Annotated in this window: 22 protein-coding genes; 12 read left to right on the top strand and 10 right to left on the bottom strand. The window is 62.3% G+C overall.

What is annotated here, in order from left to right; translation table 11 throughout:
- Positions 1-61: 61 nt before the first annotated feature.
- A complete protein-coding gene (locus ACT3TS_RS17145) occupies positions 62-661 on the top strand; it encodes a MarR family winged helix-turn-helix transcriptional regulator (protein ID WP_444532741.1) in 600 nt (199 codons plus the stop codon).
- Position 662: 1 nt separating this feature from the next.
- Here the strand turns inward: ACT3TS_RS17145 and ACT3TS_RS17140 are convergent, their stop codons facing one another.
- The 3 genes from ACT3TS_RS17140 to ACT3TS_RS17130 are packed head-to-tail and all read right to left on the bottom strand — an operon-like array spanning position 663 to position 3,778.
- Positions 663-980, bottom strand: a complete 318-nt coding sequence (locus ACT3TS_RS17140) for a hypothetical protein (RefSeq protein WP_444532740.1) — start codon at positions 978-980, stop codon at positions 663-665.
- A complete protein-coding gene (locus tag ACT3TS_RS17135) occupies positions 977-1,999 on the bottom strand; it encodes an SDR family oxidoreductase (protein ID WP_444532739.1) in 1,023 nt (340 codons plus the stop codon). Before ACT3TS_RS17135 ends, ACT3TS_RS17140 begins: the two co-directional genes overlap by 4 nt.
- A gap of 9 nt (positions 2,000-2,008) precedes the next feature.
- Complete coding sequence (locus ACT3TS_RS17130; RefSeq protein ID WP_444532738.1) at positions 2,009-3,778, bottom strand: glycoside hydrolase family 15 protein; 1,770 nt, start codon at positions 3,776-3,778, stop codon at positions 2,009-2,011.
- 179 nt (positions 3,779-3,957) lie between these two features.
- On the opposite strand from ACT3TS_RS17130, the gene ACT3TS_RS17125 reads away from it, so the two are divergent.
- Positions 3,958-4,743, top strand: a complete 786-nt coding sequence (locus tag ACT3TS_RS17125) for a sulfite exporter TauE/SafE family protein (protein WP_444532737.1) — start codon at positions 3,958-3,960, stop codon at positions 4,741-4,743.
- 65 nt (positions 4,744-4,808) lie between these two features.
- On the opposite strand, the gene ACT3TS_RS17120 is transcribed toward ACT3TS_RS17125, so the two are convergent.
- The 4 genes from ACT3TS_RS17120 to ACT3TS_RS17105 form a co-directional block, all read right to left on the bottom strand.
- On the bottom strand, positions 4,809-5,321 hold the full coding sequence (locus tag ACT3TS_RS17120; RefSeq protein ID WP_444532736.1) for a DUF6790 family protein: 513 nt from the start codon (positions 5,319-5,321) through the stop codon (positions 4,809-4,811).
- Between the two features lie 243 nt (positions 5,322-5,564).
- Positions 5,565-5,768: a hypothetical protein gene (locus ACT3TS_RS17115; protein ID WP_444532735.1), complete on the bottom strand. Its 204-nt coding sequence runs from the start codon at positions 5,766-5,768 to the stop codon at positions 5,565-5,567.
- Positions 5,769-5,803: 35 nt separating this feature from the next.
- Positions 5,804-5,962, bottom strand: a complete 159-nt coding sequence (locus ACT3TS_RS17110) for an FAD-dependent oxidoreductase (protein ID WP_444532734.1) — start codon at positions 5,960-5,962, stop codon at positions 5,804-5,806.
- 152 nt (positions 5,963-6,114) lie between these two features.
- Complete coding sequence (locus ACT3TS_RS17105) at positions 6,115-6,762, bottom strand: isochorismatase family protein (RefSeq protein ID WP_444532733.1); 648 nt, start codon at positions 6,760-6,762, stop codon at positions 6,115-6,117.
- Positions 6,763-6,872: 110 nt separating this feature from the next.
- On the opposite strand from ACT3TS_RS17105, the gene ACT3TS_RS17100 reads away from it, so the two are divergent.
- Entirely contained in the window at positions 6,873-7,820 is a 948-nt protein-coding gene (locus ACT3TS_RS17100) for a GlxA family transcriptional regulator (protein ID WP_444532732.1), read from the top strand.
- Positions 7,821-7,871: 51 nt separating this feature from the next.
- On the opposite strand, the gene ACT3TS_RS17095 is transcribed toward ACT3TS_RS17100, so the two are convergent.
- Positions 7,872-8,462 carry a CGNR zinc finger domain-containing protein gene (locus ACT3TS_RS17095; protein ID WP_444532731.1) on the bottom strand — a complete coding sequence of 197 codons (591 nt, stop codon included), beginning with the start codon at positions 8,460-8,462 and terminating at the stop codon, positions 7,872-7,874.
- Positions 8,463-8,558: 96 nt separating this feature from the next.
- Here ACT3TS_RS17095 and ACT3TS_RS17090 point away from each other — a divergent pair, with 96 nt between their 5' ends.
- The 6 genes from ACT3TS_RS17090 (at position 8,559) to ACT3TS_RS17065 (ending at position 16,051) form a co-directional block, all read left to right on the top strand.
- Positions 8,559-9,626, top strand: a complete 1,068-nt coding sequence (locus ACT3TS_RS17090) for an LLM class flavin-dependent oxidoreductase (protein WP_444532730.1) — start codon at positions 8,559-8,561, stop codon at positions 9,624-9,626.
- A 427-nt stretch (positions 9,627-10,053) separates the two neighbouring features.
- Positions 10,054-10,962, top strand: a complete 909-nt coding sequence (locus tag ACT3TS_RS17085) for an MSMEG_6728 family protein (RefSeq protein ID WP_444532729.1) — start codon at positions 10,054-10,056, stop codon at positions 10,960-10,962.
- 380 nt (positions 10,963-11,342) lie between these two features.
- Positions 11,343-11,768: a hypothetical protein gene (locus tag ACT3TS_RS17080; protein WP_444532728.1), complete on the top strand. Its 426-nt coding sequence runs from the start codon at positions 11,343-11,345 to the stop codon at positions 11,766-11,768.
- Positions 11,769-12,165: 397 nt separating this feature from the next.
- On the top strand, positions 12,166-12,462 hold the full coding sequence (locus ACT3TS_RS17075; protein WP_444532727.1) for a hypothetical protein: 297 nt from the start codon (positions 12,166-12,168) through the stop codon (positions 12,460-12,462).
- 653 nt (positions 12,463-13,115) lie between these two features.
- Positions 13,116-15,263 (top strand): catalase, encoded by a 2,148-nt coding sequence (locus tag ACT3TS_RS17070; RefSeq protein WP_444532726.1) that lies wholly within the window; start codon positions 13,116-13,118, stop codon positions 15,261-15,263.
- A 290-nt stretch (positions 15,264-15,553) separates the two neighbouring features.
- Positions 15,554-16,051, top strand: a complete 498-nt coding sequence (locus ACT3TS_RS17065; protein ID WP_444532725.1) for a hypothetical protein — start codon at positions 15,554-15,556, stop codon at positions 16,049-16,051.
- Positions 16,052-16,377: 326 nt separating this feature from the next.
- On the opposite strand, the gene ACT3TS_RS17060 is transcribed toward ACT3TS_RS17065, so the two are convergent.
- Positions 16,378-17,280 carry an alpha/beta fold hydrolase gene (locus ACT3TS_RS17060; protein ID WP_444532724.1) on the bottom strand — a complete coding sequence of 301 codons (903 nt, stop codon included), beginning with the start codon at positions 17,278-17,280 and terminating at the stop codon, positions 16,378-16,380.
- 383 nt (positions 17,281-17,663) lie between these two features.
- Here ACT3TS_RS17060 and ACT3TS_RS17055 point away from each other — a divergent pair, with 383 nt between their 5' ends.
- A complete protein-coding gene (locus ACT3TS_RS17055) occupies positions 17,664-17,855 on the top strand; it encodes a hypothetical protein (RefSeq protein WP_444532723.1) in 192 nt (63 codons plus the stop codon).
- A 13-nt stretch (positions 17,856-17,868) separates the two neighbouring features.
- Here the strand turns inward: ACT3TS_RS17055 and ACT3TS_RS17050 are convergent, their stop codons facing one another.
- Positions 17,869-18,453: a CPBP family intramembrane glutamic endopeptidase gene (locus ACT3TS_RS17050; RefSeq protein ID WP_444532750.1), complete on the bottom strand. Its 585-nt coding sequence runs from the start codon at positions 18,451-18,453 to the stop codon at positions 17,869-17,871.
- Between the two features lie 427 nt (positions 18,454-18,880).
- Between ACT3TS_RS17050 and istA the strand changes: the two genes are divergently transcribed.
- Positions 18,881-20,461 carry an IS21 family transposase gene (gene istA / locus ACT3TS_RS17045; protein WP_444532722.1) on the top strand — a complete coding sequence of 527 codons (1,581 nt, stop codon included), beginning with the start codon at positions 18,881-18,883 and terminating at the stop codon, positions 20,459-20,461.
- Positions 20,458-21,249, top strand: coding sequence for an ATP-binding protein (locus ACT3TS_RS17040; protein ID WP_444532721.1), 792 nt, complete (start codon positions 20,458-20,460; stop codon positions 21,247-21,249). Before istA ends, ACT3TS_RS17040 begins: the two co-directional genes overlap by 4 nt.
- Positions 21,250-21,827: the final 578 nt, after the last annotated feature.

Raw genomic sequence — 21,827 nt, 5'->3', positions numbered from 1 at the left:
GAAGCCCGGGGCGGAGTCAAAGTCCGGCAAACATTGCACATGCGCAACTACACTCGAAAAAGTGAACCCGCTTATAAGCCATGACCCCGCCCGCACCGACGCGGTGACCGCGGATTGCCCGCCCGGTCCAGCAGTGCGTGCTGATTCACCCGACGAAATCGATGCTGCGATGCGGGCCGCCCGGGTATTCATGGCCGTCGTCGCCCAATCGGTGGCCGAGGTTGAGGACCGCGTCACCTCCCCGCAACTGCGGGTCCTGGTCTTCATCGACACCCACGGTCCGCAAAATCTCGGCGCCGTGGCCGCAGACTTGGGGGTGCACCCCTCCAACGCCACCCGGACCTGTGAGCGGCTGGTCGCCGCGGGACTTCTGGACCGCAGGGACAACCCGGAGGATCGCCGGTATCTGCTCCTGGCACTCAGCCGGGAGGGCCGTTCCTTGGTGGACCAGCTGATGGAACACCGCCGCGCATCCATCGCTGCTGTGTTGGAAAGGATGCCGGCAGAATTGCGCCGTGGCATGGGCCCGGTGTTGGACGCCTTCGCCCACGCAGCAGGGGAAGTCACTGAAGCTGAACGATTCGCGGTGGGACTGAAGGAGACACACGAACTGCAGGAGACGCGCGGGCCTGCGCTGGCGGGGACCGAACCCAAGAGCTGAGTCATCGCGCCTCCATCGCGGCGAACGCCGAGGCAAGTGCCGCATCAAGCGCGGCGGGCTTGCGCCAACGCCTGTCACCGCAGGCCAGCGCCACCATCGTCGCGGCATGGGCCAGGTCCACGAGCGCACCGCAACGATGCCAGGTCCGCCCCGCCCGTGCCAGCAGCAACCCCTGCACAAAATGCCGGGCACCGAGAACCCGCAGCACCACCACCGCGCCAGGTGGCGGCTGGGAACCGGTGGCGGCCCCGTAGAGCAGCTGCGGCCGGACGAGCTGGCACAGTCCCACCATGATCCGGATAACCTCAAGAGCCTTCATCGCCGGCTCCATCGCCCAAGGAGCGCTCCGGCACCGGCGGCCAGCCCGAGGGTCCCCGCGGCGGCTCCCACCGCCAAAAGCGGGTGGTGTTGCGATGCCCACAGCTGCGTGCTCCGTGATTTTGACCGGTCGTCAAAGACGCCGTGGGTGCCAAAATCAGTGTCAGCGTCTGCCGGTTCCCACAAATTGGCCGGCTGGTTCGCGGGCCGCTGTTCACTGGTCTGCTGCGAGGCAAAACCGGTGCGGGCCAGATAGGCATCCAGCAGGCCCGGGGCGACGGCGTTGGCGAGCAGGGTTGCTGCTGTGCTGCCACCGACCCAATATTCACGGCGCTGCGGGTGGTCGGCGGCATGAACGACGGCGCGGGCGGCCACCTCGGGCTGATAAATGGGCGGGACCGGCTGTGCCTTTTTAGGCAGCCGCGAAAGAACCCACGAGAACTGCGGCGTGTTCACGGCGGGCATTTGCACCATCGTGTTCCGGACCCCGCTGTGCTCGTGCAGCAGTTCACACCGCAGCGACTCGTTGAAGCCCTGAATGGCATGCTTGGCTCCGCAGTAGGCGCTCTGCAACGGAATGCCCCGATATGCCAGTGCGGATCCCACCTGGACTATGGTCCCGCGGTTGCGCCCGCGCATCCGGGTCAGGGCCGCCATCGTGCCATGGACGTAGCCAAGATAGGACACGGCTGTGACCCGGGCGAATTCCTCCGGCTTGATCTGTGCGAAGGGGGCGAAGACCGAGGTGAAGGCCACGTTGACCCAAACATCGATTGGGCCCAGTTCATTTTCCACCCGGTCCGCAGCGGCATCCACCGCAGTAAAATCGGAGGTGTCCACCTGCAGCGTCAGCGCCGTGCCGCCGGCCGCCGCCACTTCTGCGGCGGCGCCGTCGAGCCCTGCCCGCCCCCTGGCCAGCAGAGCGACAGCGGCGCCCCGCCTGCCAAAGGCGATGGCCGTGGCCCGGCCAATCCCGCCGCTGGCCCCGGTCACAACAACCACCTGGTGAACGTTTCTCATCACTGCTCCTTAGGGGTAAGCCCGCTCCAGTTTCGGTGGTGTGGCGAGCCGGCTGGCAGTCTCGAGCATGGCGGCGTGCACAAATGCTTGCGGGAAATTGCCGCGGAGCTGACGTTGCTCGACGTCGTATTCCTCCGTAAACAAACCCGTCGTGGCGCAGGCGGCCCGGTTGCGTTCAAACCAGTGCATCGCCTCGACCTCGTGCCCTTGCTGATGGACGGCCATGGCCATGTCGAAGCCGCACAAAAGAAAAGCCCCCTCCGCCTGCGCCAAGGGGCGGGCATCCTGGCTGAAGCGGTACACGTACCCTTCCCGGCCCAGCTCGGCCCGGACGGCGTCCACCGTGGCCAGGCTGCGGGGGTCATTGGCCAGAAGTGCCCCGCGCAGGGCCGGCAGGAGCAGTGCAGCATCCACCCGGTCATCAGTGGGGCTGCGCTGCCAGCGGCCGCTGGGATGCAGGCAGTCGCGGGCCGTGTCGGCAACGATGGCGTCCGCCAACGACGTCCAGGGCGCGCCTTGCGCCGCCGGGGCGTGGCCGGCGACCGCGCGCAGACCCGCCGCGCAGATCAGTCGCGAATGGGCCCATTTGTCGTTGTGGAGCTCCCAAATGCCGGCGTCCGGTTCCTGCCAGCGGTGCATGATGGCCTGCACCGCAGCCTCGACAGCACGCCAATTCTCAAGATCCAGCCGGTCGCGGGTGGCGGCAGCGGCAAAGAGCAGCAGCGTCTCACCGAAGGCATCGAGCTGGAATTGTTCATTGACCCAGTTGCCCACCTTCGCGGAGCCGCCAGGATACCCGGACAATCCGAGGGCGGATTCGTCGGGAACCCGGCCGCCCGTTACGGTATAGGCGGGTTTCAGCCCCGGCCCGTCAGCCAGGAGCCGGCCGGTGACGAACCTGACCGCGTCATCGAGCAGCGGGTACGGCCCGCAGGCGGCGACCGCCTGGCCGGCATAGCACTGGTCGCGGATCCAGGAGTAGCGGTAGTCATAGTTGCGCTGGGCTTGGGCGCGTTCGGGCATCCCCAAGGTTGCCGCCGCGACCATCGCACCGCTGGCCCCGGTCATTCCCCGCAGCACGGCATAGGATTGGCGGGCGTCATCCGGGGCGATGGTTTGCAACAGTTGCGGGACGGCGTCGGTCCAGCTGCGCTTCGTCGCGGCCCATGCCGCGTCGACGTCCACGGGAGGCGAAGTGAAGGGCCGGTCTGCCAGCTCCAGGGCAAGGTCGTGCGCACCGCCGGCGGGGACGTCCAGGCTCAGCTGCAGTCCGCCGTCGTGCTCCGTGGCGGTGCCAGCTCCCGTCAGCCGCACATGCAGCGGTCCGCTGCGGCCGGTCCAAACCCCGTTGGCACATTTAAGGTCTGTCATGGCATGTTTGCCGAAGCTCGCGCGTGCCTCCAGGGCAACGTTCATCGTGGCCGCGCCGGAAACTGCAAGGATGCGGCGCAGCAGGACCGCCCGGTGCGGATCAGCCGGCTGTGCCAGGGCCTCCCAGCACTCGATGATTCCCTCTGTTGTGACCCAGCGGTTTTTCCAGATCAGTGTCCCGTCCTGATAGCTGCCGCCCCAGACAAACCGGGAGTTCGCGGGCGTCACCGCGAAGGTGCCGGCGCCGCCCAGCAGGGAGGAAAAGACGGCCTCGCTGTCCCAGCGTGGAAAGCACATCCACGCCACGTCCCCGCGGGGACCGATCAATGCTGCCCGTTCGCCGTCGGCAATCATGGCGTACTCGCGCAACACATGAGGGGACTGGGGCTCGTGGATAACAGCCGACATAACTTGACCATAGACGCAACGATTGCGGTGGCGCAAGGGTTCGGCCGGCCCGGTGCCGCGATGATTCGTGCGGCCATTTGTGAAACCGGCAGTGGCAATCCACAGGACAAATCTGCCCGTAGGATTTGACAGGTGCCGCTGCTCTGCTGCTGTCGCCGCGCACTTGACGAGAGGAAAGCATGCTGGAAATGGGTTTGATCCTGCTCGCTGGTATTTGGGCCGGCATGATCAATGTCGTCGTGGGCTCCGGGACGCTCGTGACGTTTCCGGTGCTCCTGCTCTTCGGCTATCCGCCGTTGACGGCAAATATTTCCAACAATATTGGGCTCGTGGCTGGCGGGTTGTCCGGCACCTGGGGATATCGCAGGGAGCTGGCGCCCAACCGTGCCATGATTGTGCGGCTGCTGCCGGCGTCGGCCGCCGGTGGTTTGGCAGGGGCGTTGCTCCTGCTGGTGCTGCCGGCGTCGGCGTTCAAGACGATCGTGCCCGTTTTGATCATTCTTGGCCTGTTGATGGTCGCGCTGGGGCCGGCGTTGCAACGCTTGAGCGCACGACGCCGGGCCCTCACCATGGCCGGGACGCCCACCGGTGCGGTTCCTTCGGGTGGTGCCGTGGGCCTCTTGGCGGGCATCTTTGTTTTAGGTGTCTATGGCGGCTATTTTGGGGCCGCCCAGGGCATCCTGCTCGTTGGCTTCATGAGCATCGTGACCTCCCTTGCGCTGCAGCAAATCAATGCCGTCAAGAATGTGCTCACCACCGTTGTCAATGCCATTGCGGCGGTCACGTTCATTGTCGTGGCCGGGGAGCACATTGATTGGAAAGTTGTCGCCTTGATCGCCGCCGGTTCACTTCTGGGCGGCTTCTTCGGGGCCAAATTCGGCCGCAAGCTGCCACCCGCCGCCCTGCGGGCAACCATCATCGGGGTGGGGACGGCGGCACTGGTGAAGATGATTTTCTTCCCCTAGCGAAGGACGCTGAGCCGCGAAGGGCGCAGCGCCGCTTCGACGAGCGCTTGAATGAGTGCAGCGGATCATGCCCAGGTGCAGTAGGCGAAGATCAAGAATGCGGGCACCGCGAAGTTGGTGACCAGGATCAGGGTGTTGTTGACGGCGAAGTTGTGCTGCTTGATCATCGAGCAGATGTGGCCGATGCCGCAGCCGACGCGGTAGATGGAGCTGGCGAGGATCACGGCCAGTGCAAATTCGCTGGAGTAGTTTGCTGCCATCAGTGCGACGATGCCGAACGACAGGTCAGCGAAGCCGACTTCGAGTTCGTAGGGGCTCTTTTCGAAGCCGATGGTTTTGGAGATTTTGCGGCCGAAGAGGAGATGTGAGATGCCTGCACCAACTCCCGCCCATCCGATCATGTAGGTCACGGCGTTGGTGACGAGCTGCGGGCCTGAATGTTCGCCGGCGCCGCCGGCAAACTGCATGATTGTGACGATGACGAACAGGATCGTGCCGATGAGCGGCAGGATGCCGGCTGCGTGCGAGCTCTTGGTGTTAGTGGCGGACTGGTCTGAGGGAGTTTGTGTTGTTCTCATGTATCGCTGGTGGCAACGAACCGCTCGCCGCTGACTGTACAGAATGACCAGTGTTTGGCTGCCGAGGCCGGTCCCGGATTTAACGTAGAAATGAAAGTGCAGGAGTGAAAGTTCGGGAGCTTCGGCTGCAAACAGCGCCGGGACGAGGATGCGGAAGAACCGTCGAGTGAGGCTGTCTTCCGTGTGCGAAACAAGCCAGGAGTCAAGGGTCTGGCGGTCCAAGTCCCGGGCTCCCTCGGTTTCTCATGGTTCTCCAATCGCCACCGTTGCGGCCAAGGTTTCCAGCTGGTCCCAGAGCCGGCCAACCTCCATGGCCGATTCAGGCGGAAGCCCAAACGTCCTGTCAGAGTAGCGAACGACGTTCCCGTCGAACACGCTCAGTGCTTCGCCCTGATCGAAGCTGCGGAAAGTCTCAAGTTCCTGTTCCTCGATGAGCGCAAGTACCACATCTTGCGTAGGGCCGACCCATTGGCCGCCCAGCTCTACAGGTACTCCGTTGCTGAGAAGCCACCCATGGTTCGGCCTGCCACCCGGTCACGGGCCTCAAGTACGACCGCTGTTTTGCCTGACGCAACCAACTTTCGTGCGGCGCTGAGGCCTGCCAGACCCGCGCCCACGACAACTACGTCCACGTCAAACATCCCAGCATCCCCCACGTACTAATTCAGTCATAAAACCAAGGCGGAGGCCACGGCCGGTCTCTCCGTTGTGCAACCATCCGATCAATGTCTTTGCTCTGAGGCTGAGGCTGTACCGCTACGGCCCCAGCCTTTGAGCAGAAACGTAGGATTGGTCAGGCGACCGGTGCGAATGCTGCACGGCCCTGCACCGCGGAGGATCCCAAGTCGCCTTTGGGCAGGGCGGTTCCGGACTCGACGGCCTGCACCCAATCGTTCGTGGTGGCAACGGTGGCAAAGTTGGACTGCAGGAGCACCATCAGCGTCTCGTGCAGTTGCTGTGCTCCGACCTGACCCGCCTCATTCGCCAGGTGGACCGCACCACTGGCATCGGAGAGCACTTCAACCCCGAGGCCCAATGGTTCGGCCGCCGCTGCGGTGGCCAGATCGCAGTTGTTGGTCATGTAGCCGACCAGGGTGATGGCGTCGATGTCGTTGGAGCGCAGCCAGGATTCGAAGTCGGTGTCGGCGAAAACACTGGCGTAACTCTTGACGAGGTTCTTCCACGAATCCTTGCGGCGGGCGGAAATCTCCGGGTGCAGCTTCCAGCCTTCGGACCCCTCGGCGAATACCGGGGCCCCAGCCGGGTACTGGTGCTGCACCACGGCAACGGGCATCCCCTGCGCTTCGGCGAGGTCGATCGCCTGGGTGATGTTGGCCAGGGACTCATTGCGATCGGGGTACTGGATCGCCAATGGTCCTTCTTCTGTAAAGTAATCGTTTTGCACGTCGATAATAACGAGTGCGCGGCGCAGTTCAGCCATGGTGGGCTCCCATTCGTCTCGTTGTATTTGCTTGGTGATTCCAGCATGGCAGCTCGTCCTCGGATAGGGTGAGTGGCGTATATGCACACTTTCGATGGAAATGGGCCAAAATGAAAATCGCCATCCACGCATTTGATGGAATGACCATGTTCCATCTGGCGACCCCGTTGCTCGTCTTCGGGGAGGTTGCGCGGCTCGGCTTGGGCGACGACTGGGAGACGAGGGTTTTCACCGAGGCGGGCCAGTCGGTGCGCAGTGCCGAAGGGTACGTGGTGGGGGACTCCTTCGGGCCGGAGGTTGCCGATGACGCCGATCTTGTGGTGTTTCCATCGTGGTTGTCAGAGCTGCCGGAGCCCTCCGAGGCCCTGCTTCGACTGGTACGCGATTCCCATGAGCGGGGAGCCACGATTGCGGGGCTGTGCCTGGGCGCCTATCCGGTGGCACGCAGCGGCATCCTTGACGGCCGTACGGCGGTGACGCACTGGGGTGCCGCCCAGGCCGTGGCGGTCAAGGCGCCTGCCGTGGAGTTTAATGAATCCGCGCTCTATGTCGACCACGGTGATGTGCTCACCTCGGCAGGCACCGCTTCTGCCTTGGATGCTTGCCTGCATATTGTGCGAACACGTCTGGGCTCGGCGACCGCGGCTGCCGTGGCGCGTCAGATCGTCATCGCTCCGCACCGTGAAGGCGATCAGGCGCAGTACATTGCCCGGCCGCTTCAGGATCCAGACTTGGACGGGCCGCTGGGCCGGACCGTCCAATGGGCGTTGGCGAACCTGGACCAGGACCTTGAGGTCGAGGAATTGGCGGCGCGCGCCACCATGAGCAAACGGAATTTCACTCGAAGGTTCAAGGAAGTCACGGGTCTGTCGCCGGCACGCTGGGTGCTCAGCCGTCGGCTCGACGACGCGCGCCAGCTGCTGGAAACCACGAGTTGGAGCATTGCCCGCATTGCGGAGTCATGCGGTTTCGGCAGCCCGGTGACCTTTCGCCAGAACTTCGTCGCGGCCTATGCAACGACCCCGACCTCGTACCGGACCCGCTTCGCCAGCCGCTAGAATCCGTTTCCCTGCGCTTCCCACCCCGCCTTCGTCGTGGAATCTCTCCGGTCATGCGGCGGGGGACTTGTCCTGCTTGCGGGCATAGGCTCGATTGGCCCGCTGCCTGGCGCCGCAGCGTTCTGAGCACCACTGCCGCCTTGCGTGCGTTCGAACCATGAATCGATCGCACGGTGTGGATGCGCAGCGTGCGATGCGGTGTGCATCCGGGCCGGTCAACACCGCGGCGGCATCCTCGGCGATTTGAGCCATGGCGTGATTGACGAGCTGGGTTGTTGGGTGGCTCGGAACCCGGAGCAGCCCTTTGTCGGTGTCATATTGCAGCAACGCGGCGTTGGGCACTGCCGTCAGGGCACGGTTGATGCCGCCCAGCGACCCGGCATTCGGCACTTCGCCTTGGGTGTGCGACTCCAGCACCTTCCGGATGTCCTTCCGCAGGTCCGTGAGCTGAAGCTGGCAATAGGCGAGCAGCCCAGTGTCGACGGGTGCGAGCTCGTGCATGATGAGCCAAGCGGTGGCATTTTCCGGGTTGTTGAGCTCATCGACGCGTTGCCCGCCCGGCAGGGTGACGGTGCTGTTGGCCAACGCCAGGCATGGATGCTCGGCGGTGCCGGCAGCGGGGGGCAGTGGGACCTTTGTCATGGTAATCACGGTATCAGTTGCGCTTTGCCGTGATAAGCCCCTATGGTGGATTATCACGTCAAAACTGACATTATTCCGTGACAAGTGAGGAATTTCATGAATAACCCACACCCTTCCGGCACCGCCCCCTTCGTTCTGTCGGTACTCGACAATTCATTCACCGGAGTGGGTCACTCTGTGGGGGAAACCTTTGAAGAGATGATCGCACTCGCGCAGCTGGCCGACCGACGCGGTTTTCAGCGATTCTGGATATCCGAACATCATGCGATGCCCGGTGCCGCCACCCCTTCCCCGCAGCTCATGGTGGCCCGGCTCATCGGCGAGACCGAGCGCATTAGGCTCGGGGCGGGCGGGATCATGCTGCCCAACCACGTGCCTCTGGTGGTTGCCGAACAGTTCGGCATGCTCGATGCGCTGGCCCCGGGACGGATCGATCTCGGCCTGGGGCGGGCTCCGGGAACCGACGGAGCAACGGCCGCGGCCCTGCGACGCCACCATGCGGGGAACGATGAATTTCCTGAGCAAGTCGCAGAACTGCTCGGGTTTCTCGGAAATGACTTCCCGCAAAATCACCCTTACAAGGATGTGCCCGCAGTGCCGGGGCCGTGGCAGGCCGAGCAAAACCGGGTCCCATCATCGGAGACCGGCGAGGATATCTGGATTCTGGGGTCATCGACTTACTCCGCGCAAGTCGCCGCCCGGCTCGGTCGCCCTTATGCCTTCGCCCTGCAGTTTGGCAGCGCCGACGTCCTGAATGCCATGCGGATCTACCGCGAAAATTTCCGCCCGTCACAATTTCTCGCGGAGCCATACAGCCTCGTCAGCATTGGGGCCATTGCTGATGACGATCCCGCCGAGGCTCGGCGCCAGTCGACATCCACCGCCATGGCAATGCTGAGAATGTTCCAGCGCAAGTCCTTCGCACTGCTTCCTCCCGAGGAAGTCGAAGCCTTTGAGGGCACCGCCCAGGAGCGACATGTCATTGAGGAATACACCGATCGGACACTTCATGGAACCGCCGCCAAGGTGGCCGAAGGCTTGGAGGAGCTCCACGGACAAACCGGTGTCGACGAGGTGATGCTGGTTGTTCAGGGATATTCGCGCCGTGCCCAGTCGCGCACAGTGGAACTGATCGCAGACCACTACGGAATGCCCACCAACTAAGGCGGGGATCACCGGAATTGATGTCGAAGGAAGCAAGGTGGGACGAGTCTTGGAAATAGCGATCAAGCCTTCGCGCAGGGACGGCGAAGGCCAACCGCATCGCTCCTTCAGAGAAGCTGCTGAGGCCAGGGATATACCGGTTGAGCGGCAGGGCTTGGGTTTGCAGCGCGTCGCAGTGGATGACCGGGGGTAGTCGCCTTGCCGGACGATGGACCCTTGATCTGGGCTCAAATTTCCAGACCGCAAAAGTGAACGAGGCCGAAGCCAGTTTCTTGGGCCGCACCAGTATCGCTGGCGCGAAAACAACTTTTCGACCGCCCCCGACCGCAGCGCACGGGGGTGCCGCCCGCGTGACTGTGGGGGAAGTCTCCGCCACTGAAAGGGCATTGCAATTGGCACACGGCGCCCGGGCCGTCAGACTGAATGCATGCAGACTTTCCTCCCATACCCCGACTTTCAGCAGAGTGCAGCCGCTCTGGACACCACAAGGCTAGGAAAACAGCGTGTTGAAGCGCTGCAAATCCTCCGTACGCTGGTGATTCCGGGATACGGCCGGCAGTCGCATCCGGCCGTTCGCATGTGGATGGGGCATGTTCCGGCTCTCACCATGTACGCCCTGGCCATGGCGGACGAATGGATCGCCCGAGGCCACCCGGACAACACCCGGGAGAGCATCAAGGAGTTCGCCCCGCAGGCCGCCCACCCCGACTATGCGGACAAGATCCCCATGCCGTCGTGGTTGGGTGATCCTGATTTTCACGCAAGCCACCGTTCGAAGCTGATTCAGAAGGACTCGCGTTTCTATGACGCGGTTTTTGCGGACACGCCAACGGATTTGGAATTGCTGTGGCCCGAGCCGCGGCGGGAGGTCGTTCCCGAGGACCCTTATGAGGACTTCGTGTGGGTCTTGCGAGCCCCGCTGGGTGACGTCGCCACGGAAAAGATCGACAAGGTCGGAATGCCGGCATGGGGCAGGGCCAAGCCCGGGCATGACAAGAACGACGGCGACGAAGGCACCCAAGTCGACGAAAATCCGCGTAAGGCTGTGGCGAAGGGTGCCCGCAAGGCTCCCAAGCAGCTGACGAAGAAGCCCACTCAGAACCGCAAGCGACAGGACGAGGCCTTCAGGACCGTACCCGGCAACACCACGGTGCTGATCCCCCTGGAAGATGGTGCCAGGTTTGCGTTGGGCAAGATCCAGGGCCGGCCGATCACTCTCGATGACGGCCGCTTTGGGCGCACCTTCGAACTTAGCGAGATCATTGACCGCGCAGACTTCGATTATCCTGCGCTCTTGCAGGATCCGCGGGTTTTCTTCCCGATCCCCGGCCAGTAACGGCCCGGCCTCCTGGCTCCGGCTTGTGTGCTTGTCATCGGCTATAAAAGGACGCCGGTCGTGCCTCATCGCACTGCGTTGTCCGAGGCTTGGTGTCGATCCGGCCTGCCAGGCGGCCAGTGGCCATTGCCAAAGATGCAATTTGGTGATTTCTTATTGCGGGATTGGCCCATGAACGTCCCCATTTTTACGGTTCATTTGTGGGCGACCTTGAGGCATTTTCGGTTCTGAGCGCCGGTTCGACAACTGCCGGGAACAGTTGCCGACCGCCTGGGAATTTACGGCGGTGGTCTAGGACTTCTGGCGGCTGAACCAGGAATGGCGCCTCGGATTTTCCGCTCGAAGTGTAGCGTGGTTGCGCCATCTTGTAGCCTCAGGTTATGACGACTCTTCGCTCCCTCGCTCTTGCTGGATTCGCAACTGCGTGCGCACTGACCTTGGCCGGTTGCTCGGTCGACACGCTAATTTGGGGGAGCGACGGCGCTCAGGTTATCCAAACTACCGAGAACCTTATCCAAGACCTCGCTTCTGACGGCACATCCGAGCTGGTCTGCGAAGACGCCGAAGCAGACCTCGGTAAAAGAACAGATTGGGCGGGCCGCTCCGCAGGCGAACCGGAACGGTTCGTTCCCGGATATTGGGAGGAACAAGTTCCACTCGATCCGCAGTGGAACATCAATTTGGAAGGCCTTCCCGATGGGGCGAAGCCAGGGGACAAGCATCCCGGCGACGTCTTCTACCGTGAGACCGACGATGGTCTCTGCGTGATCGATGTCGCCTGGTCGACACTCATCTATGTTGGCTGACGTACCCGCCCCAGATACCCATACTGCGTCGCCTGGCCGTCAATGATCCGTCGCCTTGTTTTCTCGTACGGCTGCTGTCGCGTAACCCTAGGCGTACGGGGCGTCTCACCGTCCGGATGTCCGGTATCGCGCCAGCGCTCCAATTTTTCGTGCAGTTATACGAACTTGCAGGCGGCCGACGATTCTCACAATTATGGCTGCGGTGAATTCCAGGTGGCGCGGTCAACCTATATTCGGATGAGACTTATAGTGGAGGATGCGACTGACCCGAAGCCGTGACCGGCCACCCCTTGAGCAATGGTCGTCCGTCGTCCTGATTTGCCTTCTGTCAGCAGGGCTCTGGTTCGGTTGGTTCGGCTGGGATGCCGAGTACCAGTACGACGCAGTCACTGGCGAAATGACTGGACCGTACGAGACATGGCAGGGAGTGGCAGCGTTCCTGTGCGGCGTCGTGGTGGTAGGGCTCGCCTACCGGCTCTTGCGTTTTGTCGTTGCCCTGCTGGTAATTCCCGCTTCCTTCACGCTTGCATGGATGAGCACTGCCTCCGCTATGGATTCGAGCGGCCTGTGGGTTGTCGGTGCGATACTTGTCGCCCTCGGTACTACTTTCGGTACAGCCGTCATGCTTGGCACCGCCGCAGCAGTCGAAGCCATAGGCAACAGGCAAAGAACCTCAGCTATCCCGAGTGAGTGATACTTGGCGTGTCCAATAGCTCAGGGTAAATCGCTGAAACGTAAACAGTACCCATGCGGATGGCCCTGCAGGACTGGGCGATTAGGGCTACAAAAGGCTGCCAAAACGGCTCTGATTACTCTTCCATGGACGTGTGGACGTTAAGGGGCGCGGATTGCGCCCACGGAAGAGTCATAAGTGCCAATAGATGTGCAATTATCGATCCATGCCTGAAACCGGGGATCAACCTGTCGCCGTTCGTGCCACGGCTTTCATCCGACCCTCAAGGTGGCTTCATCACCCTATGCGAGTGGTCCGTTACGACACCTACTGGTCGGATGGCCGCGTGGACTTCGACGTGAGCCTTTCGAAGGTGATGTACCGGAGATACCCTGCAGACTTCGCTGACATCGAAGAAAACGTTCACGAGCACTGCCCGGAAGTGGGAGTTGGCCAGCGGGTGGGAGAACGTGGCGGCGTCGTTGAAGGACCCAGCCTGAACCGACCCCGCCAGGATATGTTAGGGGCGGTCGTGGAGGAACTAAATTCCCCGCAAAGCCACGCTACAGCACGGCTCAGCCGGAATTCACAGACCGTCGCCCCTTGACCATGTCCGCGGACGCGTCCAAGGTTGGGAGTGTCAACGCAATCCACTTCACCCTGTTGGAGGAAACATGGCACACCCGACCCCGCCCGTTCCAGGGGCACCGTCCGCCGAACCACCATCGTTTGCGGAACCGATCGAGCCGCGAAAGCCCTTGCCTCCGAAGCCCGACCAACGTGGGCCGGAACTTGTTTCGCCCACGGGGACGCCCACCGGCGAACCTGAGGGGTCACGGAGCCAGAGCGGTGACTATCTGACCACCGCACAGGGCGCGAGACTGCAGGATACGGACCATTCGCTCAAGGCAGGCCGGCGTGGCCCCATCCTCCTCCAAGATCACCACCTGCGGGAGAAGATCACCCATTTTGATCATGAGCGCATCCCGGAGCGTGTGGTACATGCGCGCGGTGCTGGCGCCCATGGAGTCTTCCAGTCGTACGGGACCGGCACCGGGCTGACCCGGGCGGGGTTCCTCGCACCCGAGGTGGAGACTCCGGTGTTTGTTCGCTTCTCGACAGTGGTGGGGTCTCGCGGCTCTGCGGACGCCGTGCGGGACACTCGCGGTTTCGCAGTGAAGTTCTACACCGACGAAGGAACCTTCGATCTGGTCGGGAACAACATCCCGGTATTTTTCATCCAGGATGCCATCAAGTTTCCGGACGTGGTCCACGCGGCCAAGCCACACCCTGACCGGGAGATCCCACAGGCGCAAAGTGCCCACGACACGTTTTGGGACTTTGTGTCCCTGCACACCGAGGCCCAGGCCCACACGCTTTGGTTCATGGCCGACCGCGGCATTCCCCGCTCCTTCCGCATGATGGAGGGCTTTGGCGTCCATACCTTCCGTCTGGTCAACGATGAAGGCTCGACGGCGTTGGTCAAGTTCCATTGGAAGCCCGCCTTGGGCGTGCACTCGCTCGTGTGGGAAGAAGCGCAGATAGTGAACGGTGTGGACCCGGATTTTCACCGGCGTGACCTGGCAGACGCCATTGAGGCAGGGCATTTCCCGTCCTGGGAGTTGGGTGTGCAGGTCTTTCCCGACGTCGAGGACGAAATGTATCAAGGCATCGATCTGTTGGATCCCACCAAGTTTGTGCCCGAAGAGCTGGCGCCCGTGCAGATGCTGGGGCGGATGACGCTCAACGCCAATCCGAAGAACTACTTTGCCGAGACGGAGCAGGTGGCCTTCCACCCCGGGCATTTGGTCCCCGGCATCGACGTCAGCAATGACCCGCTGCTGCAGGGACGGTTGTTTTCCTACCTGGACACCCAAATCAGCCGCCTGGGTGGACCCAATTTTGGCCAGCTGCCCATCAACCGGCCGCACGCACCCGTTAATGACATGTTGCGGGACGGCATGCACCAAAGCGCAGATTACGCCGGTGTTGCGCCGTACAAGCCAAACTCGTTGGACGGCGGCTGTCCCTTCACGGCCGGAATGGACGCCGCTGCGTTCATCGACTTCCCTCAGGCGGTGGCGGCGGGGACGAAGGAGCGGTCCAACCCGGCGACGTTCAGCGACCATTTTTCCCAGGCAACCTTGTTCTACCGGAGCCTTACGGCCACGGAACAAGGGCACGTCGCCGGAGCCTACGCTTTCGAACTTGGCAAGTGCTACGACCAAACCATCCGCGAGCGGCAGCTGGCTGCCCTGGCCAACATTGATGCCCAGCTGTGTCGGACCGTCGCCGAGGAATTGGGGTTGCCGGTGCCGGAAGCGGCGGAACCGCCCACCGAGCAAGCGCCCAGCCCGGCAGTGTCGCAGGTGGGCCAAAGCTGGCCTGTCGAGGGCAGGGTCATCGGCATTGTGACGGATACCGCCAGCGATCCCGAGCAGGTGTTGCAGGCCCGCGATGCCATCACCGCTGCCGGCATGCTGGCTCTGATCGTTGCGCCAACCGCCGGGGTGCTGGCAGGAACGGACGAAGCTGTCCAGAGAAGTTACGCAACGGCCCGCTCGGTGGAGTTTGACGCCGTCGTGCTGGCAACGGAAGAACGGACCGCTCCGGACCCGAGGGTGGCAGTGCTCGCGGCAGAGGCTTTCCGGCATGCGAAAGCCATTGGCGGGTGGGGCAGCGCTGGGGATGTGCTGGCCGCGGGCGGCGTGGACGCGGCCGCCCCCGGAATAGTGCACGGGTATCCCGGGGAAGTGGTCGAGGGCTTGGCACGGTTGCTGGCAAAACACCGCGTCTGGGAGCGGTTCATGCCACAGCCTTAGCCTTGATCCACCGACCCGGTTTGGGGATTGAACGGTGACGGCAGCTGACCACTGTAAATCAGGACCAGTTTGCACCGCCACCCACTCATCTGAAATCCAAGTCGAGGGGCGTCCCGTATACCCTCCACCAGCGACACTTCAGGAGACGAGACAGCCCCGTAGATCGTTCCAATTGTGACAGTCCGGTGCAGCCTCACTGTGTAAACGGCGTTCATGTTTTCCCCTTTTGGTTCTGGCCGTCCATAACCACTCCAATCATCGTCAGTTTTCACTCCAGATAGAATCCTTCGATGGAGACAGACGAGAAGCGCTACCTGCCAGTCAGGTCGCGAGTGTATTTGGCCAGCATCGTTTCTCTGTTGCTCGGCTTCGGGGTGGTCATTGGGTTCTTCAACGGGTGGATCCTGGTAGTTGGCTCGCATGTCATCCGCGCCTGGATGCTAAGCAGTGGTCTTTTGCTGGCTTCGCTGGTGCTCTGGGTCCTTTGGATCGTTCGTGGCAGCAGGAGGCCAGGCCCGAGAAGGGATGATGGGCGCTGGAGACTGATGCGTTCCGTTGCCTTCTTTATGCTGGTTGGCGTTGTTGGAGCGGGAAACGCGATGGTGGCGTTTTTCGATTTGGGTACAAGCAACTTCATCCTGGATCCCCATGGACCGGACGGCTGTCGAGCGGTCGTACGGCAGACCGATATGTGGGGTGGTAGTCAAGGGGAGGCCTACGCCGTCGGCATCATCGGCGTCGGCAGGTCGGCAGGTCGGCAGGTCGGCAGGAAAATGGCATACCTATGATGTATACCGGCCAATCAGTGCGGGCAACTACACACTGGTGTGGACTGCATCCGGTGGGGAGCTGACCATTGACGACGCCTATGTTTTCAGGACACGCACGCAAAGCGTCGCAAGGCACAAGGCGTTGCAGCCGCGCGTCGATAGTGGAGAGCTCAGCATCGACAACTTGTACGATCCGGAACCATTTGATCGGATACCGATCAACTGCCAGTGATGCCGTGGTGGATTGGCTCGCGGACCAAGACTCCTGTGGGACAGTCCGATCCACGTGCCACTCGAGATCCGGGCTCGGAGCGTTGGCTTTTGGGCACGACTACGTCGCGAGGCTAATGTGATATCGCCAGGATGGTTTCGATCTGAGCGAGGACGACGTCGGGCCGGTCGGTGACGATGTTGTGTGAGCTCTTGTCCGCGGTGACAAGGGTGCGGTTGTCCGCGGCGTTGACGAACTGGGCAGCAGCCGCTCGCCACAGTTCGGCCGCATCTCCAGCGGGGAACGGAGTCGATTCAGATAGTACGGCGATGGCAGGAATCGAGTCTGGCCAGGTCATCTGGTTGTAGGCGTTGTGGTCGGGCCCGTAATTCTCGGCAAGGGCGATGAACTGACGGGTTTCCTTCGTGGAGGGGGCAGCTTGTGCCTCGGTCAACGCTTCCTGGTTGGCGACGACCATCATCTCGGTGACCGCGGTGCTGTAGAACTCGGGCAGGCTGGCGTCGAGTAGCACGGCACCCACCACTGTCTCTGGGTGCTCGTTGGCGTAATATGTAGCGACCTCGCCCGCGAGGGAGTGAGCGACGAGAACTACTTGGTCCGCTCCCAGTGCCGTCAACCCGGCAGCCAGATCGGAGGCCGCGTCTTCGGCTTTCCACGGCCCGTGGACCTCGTCGCTCTCGCCCATCCCGGCACGATCGTACGAGATGACCATGGCGCCGGTGCTGCTAGCGATCTCAGGCGCGAGATCGGCCCACGTCGAGGAATCGAGTCCACCACCGGCGTCGAGCACAATCGCTGGAAGGTGCCCGGGAGTGACATGGAAGGCTAGGTCATGCCCATCGTTCGAGACCATGGCCAGCGATGACCGCACAGACACAGACGGTGCAGCTGTGGTGGGTTCTTTCGGCTCGGACTGCGCAGCGCTGCACGCGGTCAAGGTGCCGACGAGGGCGGCGACGGCGGTGGCCCCCATCAGTAGTCGACGGCGGGTGTTACGGGCGGGTACATCGATCATTGTGGAATCTCCTGTAGGAGCACGTTGCTGGTGCCGTCTATTACGGCACACTCCGACGCGCTGTTGTTGCTCCTTCAAGTTTCTCCAACCGTGGCCACTACCGGCTATGGTGCGGACTGGTCAATCTGGAGTGGGGATATCCCCCCTCGCTGATGAGGAGGGAGCACTCAGCAAACCACACGCGCTCGTTCATGCGGTCGCGCCCGGAGCCGGCTTCGTAACACGGCGCGACCACGTCCTCAACGCGCCAGGCTGCCCGAGCGGATCAGAGCGCAGGTCCTGGCCGGCTCCCGTTCCAGCGCAGACGCAGCCCGCACGGACGGCCCTGACATCGCCGACTTCATTTTCCCCGCATATTCGTCGCCGTCGCAGACCACGTACGCATGAGCATCCTGAAGCAGCTGGCCAACGCACAGGAAGTACTCACCTGCGGAGCCATCGAACTACCCATCAAGGCATCGGCAACGCACCACTTCACAGCCCTGCGACAAGCCGGCGTCCTGCACCAGTACTACGTCGGAACCTCCAGAATGAACCTCCTGCGTCTCTTTGCTACTAAGCATCGATTCGGTTAGCCGTGCTCCGACCTTACTGATCTGATCGTGCGAGGCGAGCCGGGCGACGCGAAAACAATGCTTTGCCGACGACTGCGAGGGACAACATAACCAATGCTGCGCCCACAGCCGTCAGCGTCGTTGCCAGCGGCTGGTCCGATGCCGACAGGGAAGCTATACCGAGATTGACGCCGAGGTGCACGATAACGGCGGGAATCATGCGCTGCCAAAATGAACCGACAAAGATCGTGGTGATAGTCAGACTCATGAGCATCGCGGTAACGGCGAATGTCAGAACCGGCAGCGCCCCCAGCGACCAGTACCCAAGGTGGGTCGCACCGAATACAAAGCCAGCAAGCGCGGAGACGACGGCAGGCTTGGCAAACTGCTCACCGCAGCGTTGCACGACTCCCCGCCATCCGATCTCTTCTGCCAGGACCCCTCCGGCTTGAAGAACCAAGAAAACGACCAATGGCGCGCCCACCGTGTTTGGGGGCCAACTGGGCCACCGGCCCGTCAAGAGTGCAAGCACACCCACGAAACCAGCCACAGCTACAGCAGCGACTACAGATGAGGTTAGAATTTCTCGCGAAAGGACCGCTTTCCATGCCGCTGGCATCCACTTGGGCCGAAGGATTACGACAACACAAGCCAACGCAGGTGTGAGCATTACGAGCGAGAGGACCTCAAAAGGAACCGCGAAAGTAGCTTGTACGGCCGGAGCGATGCTCGCAAACAGCCCCAGTAAAGCGACCCACAGAATAAGCACGACGGCCGGACGCCCCGGACGATCGACGGTCGGACTACTGTTAGCTGCAGCTTTAAACTGACCATAGACGGCATTTTAGATTGACCGTTCGCGGCAGTGGTTCTGACCAGTGGCTGCAAGTGTTTTGACCAGTAGTTCGCCGCCCGCTGGCGGCTGGGTGTGCTGGGATTCCCTTGTCCATCCCCCGTGTCTTTACGGGGAGAGCCCCTTCCTTCGGGGTGAAATGACGATGCCAATCGTTTCAATTTCACCCATTGTGGGAAGGAAGGGGCTTATTTTGAAGTCTCCAGGAGAGTTCATGGAAATTTTAGCTGCTTATGACATGACCCAGTCGTACCGGGGTGCCGCGGAGGTTTGCGGTGTCTCACACAACACGGTCCGTTCGTATGTGAAAGCACGGGCTGCGGGGGCGCAGGCGCCGATCGCACGTAAGCGTGGCAGGATCACTGACCCGTACCTGCCGGCGATGACACAGCTGGTAGAACAGTCCCGCGGGAAGATCCGCGGCGACGTTGTTCATGACAAGCTCGTTGATCTTGGCTACACCGGCTCGATCCGCACGACCCGCTATGTCCTGGCCGGGTTGAAATCAAAGTACCGGGCCCAGAACGCCCGTGTTCACCGGCCATGGTCGGTGGCCCCAGGGCTGTGGCTCCAGTGGGACTACGGAGATGGTCCTGTTGTTGACGGCGCCAAGACCGTATTGTTCGTTGCCTGGCTGGCGTACTCGCGCTTCCGGATCGTCATCCCGCTGCGGGACAAGACGATGCCGAACGTGTTCGCTGCCCTGGATCGGTCGTTCAGGATCATTAATGGTGTACCAACATATGTATTGACCGACAATGAGAAAACCGTCACCATCGAGCATGTCGCAGGGGTACCAGTCCGTAACCCGCTGATCGTCGCGTTCGCCCGGCACTACTCCACTGCCGTGCACACGTGCATGCCGGCAGACCCTGCATCCAAGGGTGGCGTGGAAAACGCGGTGAAGATCGCCAAGGCCGACCTCGTCCCGAAGGATTCCAATCTGCGGCTGGAATATGGCTCTTTCGCCGAGCTGGAAGAGGCGTGCAAGGCGTTTATGGAGGATGTGAATTCCTCGGTGCACCGCGCCACGCTGGAGATCCCCAAGAACATGCTCCGGCTGATCGAGCAGCCCAAGCTGCACCCTGTCCCGGCGGTGCCAGTCACGGCGAGTTTCGGCCAAGTCCGCCAGGTACCGCCGAACACGCCCATGGTCGCTTACGAGCATTCGCGCTATTCCGTCCCGCACATCCTGATGGGGCAAAGGGTGTGGGTGCGTGGCACCGACACCCACGTCATCATCGTGCACGTTGACAAGGCCGGGCCGGTGGAAGTCGCCCGCCACAAGCTCACCCGCCCCGGCGTGCCTGCGGTCGTTGACGCGCATTTCCCGCCAGCCTCCGCCGGCGCCTTGGAACGGGTCATCCGCCCGAAAACCAAGGCCGATGAGGAATTCCTGGCGCTCGGTGCCGGGGCGGCTTTATGGCTCAAGGAAGCCGCCGCGGCCGGCACGAACAAGATCCGCCACAAAATGGAACGCGCCGTGACGCTCGCCAAGGTCATGGGCAACGATGTCGTCGATCAGGGCCTGGGAGCTGCCGCCGTGCACCACCGCTTCACGCACGAGGACCTGGTCTCGATCATCACCAACACCGCCACCGGCGAACCACCCGTGACGCCCAGCCAGGACCGGCATACCGTGACCGATCAAAGCCAATGGCTCAGCCAAGGCACCAGTGGTTGGGCGAACTTCGGCACCACCAACCCCACCACAACACCCGGCGACGACACCATTCCCGCCGATGTCACCGATCTTGAAGGAGTAGCAGAATGAGCACCGCAATCCTCACCCCGGCCCCGCTGGCCGATCAAGCCGTGGAACAGGTGATTGCGCTGATGCGCACTACCCGCATGCCCCACGCCCGCGCCGTCGTTGCCGACGTCCTCGCCACCGCGAAAGCCCAACGCTGGGATCCCACCGAAGTCGTACGCGTCCTGCTGGAGGCCGAAGCCACCGGGAGGAACCGTTCCATGCTCGCCACACGGCGCAAACGTGCGGGGTTCCCGACCGGAAAAACCTTCGATGTGTGGGAGGAATCCCTTTCCACTCTGCCCCTGGCAACGACCTCGTTCCTACGGACTCTGGAATGGGTGCGGCGGCGGGAGAACCTGATCGCGTGCGGGCCCTCCGGCACGGGTAAGACCCTGCTGCTGGAGTCCCTGGGCCAGCAAGCCATCGATGAAGGCCTCTCCGTGTCCTGGCTCAGCCTGGAAGACCTCGGCGCGCTCGTGCGCCGCCACCGCATCGATGACAGCGTCAACAAAGCCATCACCCGCGTCACCAGCGTGGATCTGATCTGCATTGATGACATAGGCCTTTTGCCGGTCTCCGGCGACGCCGCCGAGGGGTTCTACCGCGTAGTGGAAGCCTCCTACGAGAAACGCTCCCTGGCGATCAGCTCCAACATCCACCCCTCCGGCTTCGATGAGCTCATGCCTAAAACCATCGCCACCGCGACCGTGGACCGACTCATGCACCACGCGCACCTCTGCCAAACCAGCGGCGAGTCCGTCCGCCTCATGCAAGCACAAAACGGGAAAGGAACCCACCCGATGAATTAACCCCACACCACGGTCAGGCGCCGCAACCCCAGCACACCCCCGGCGCCTGGCCACTGGTCAAAAGTACTTGCCGCCCATGGTCAACCCACTGCCACCACTGGTCAAAACAAACTGCCGCCAGTGGTCAGTTCTAAGTTGCAGTTGACAGACTACCGGCACCTTTAATGCTCTCAATACTCACTCGCCCCACTCTACTGGCCGTGACGTATTGCCGATAAAGGGCGTCCGCTTAACGAACATGCTGGTGTGCCCAAGGACTCGAAATTGGCCCAACATAGTGATCTCCGCGATTGCCCGGTAGAGGTTCCTCTACCGGGACGAGTTGGGAGTCTGGTCGGCTGGAAAACAATGGCGTTGGCATGGCCACGCCGCAGCCCACCATTGTGTTGGTGGTACACAGCCATTTGCCAGAAATATGAGAGCTAGGTGCGTGGGTCAGTAGTCGGGAACTGCATTGACCCGATAATGCTTAAAACGCCGGTGGATTAACCGGGATTCCGCGCCAGTGCTGGGATAATTGGGGTATGGATACCTCTTCTTCCCAGCAACCCGATGGCCTTTTTGATGCTGGGCTGATT

Source organism: Specibacter sp. AOP5-B1-6 (assembly GCF_052376555.1).
GTDB lineage: Bacteria > Actinomycetota > Actinomycetes > Actinomycetales > Micrococcaceae > Specibacter.
Note: the sequence above shows the minus strand (reverse complement) of the source record. Positions and strands in the feature narration are given on the sequence as shown.